General features: G+C 60.6%; 1 protein-coding gene. It reads right to left on the bottom strand.

Going from position 1 to position 376, the window contains the following annotated elements:
* The coding region (locus tag SB756_RS28450; RefSeq protein ID WP_410912837.1) for an EAL domain-containing protein at positions 1-376 on the bottom strand (376 nt) is incomplete at both ends.

The raw sequence follows: 376 nt of genomic DNA, 5'->3' as shown, positions 1-376 counted from the left end.
CGGCACGCCCCGGCATAGAAGTTACTGATGTCCTGCGGTACAGAGCACTCCATCAGTTCGAAGCAAATCATTCCCGGGATCCCGTTGTAGTGCAGCACGAACTCCAGCAGGCGGTCGGCCAGGTCATGGCTGTTGAGCAGGTGGGTGGGCAAATTGATCGACACGGGTATTTCATAACCGCGCTGGCGCCAACGCTCCTGGGCATGGATGGCTTGCTTGAGGACCACCCACAACAGGCGTTCCTCCAGCTCGAATGCCTTGATCGCCGGCAGGAACGCGGCTGGCAATAGTACGCCTTGCTCAGGGTGCATCCAGCGCACCAGGGCCTCGGCGGCGACGATACGGCCGTTGGCCAGGGACTTTTTCGGTTGGAACC

It is taken from the genome of Pseudomonas sp. SIMBA_068, from assembly GCF_046534705.1.
GTDB lineage: Bacteria > Pseudomonadota > Gammaproteobacteria > Pseudomonadales > Pseudomonadaceae > Aquipseudomonas > Aquipseudomonas putida.
This window is presented reverse-complemented; position numbering and strand designations above follow the sequence as displayed.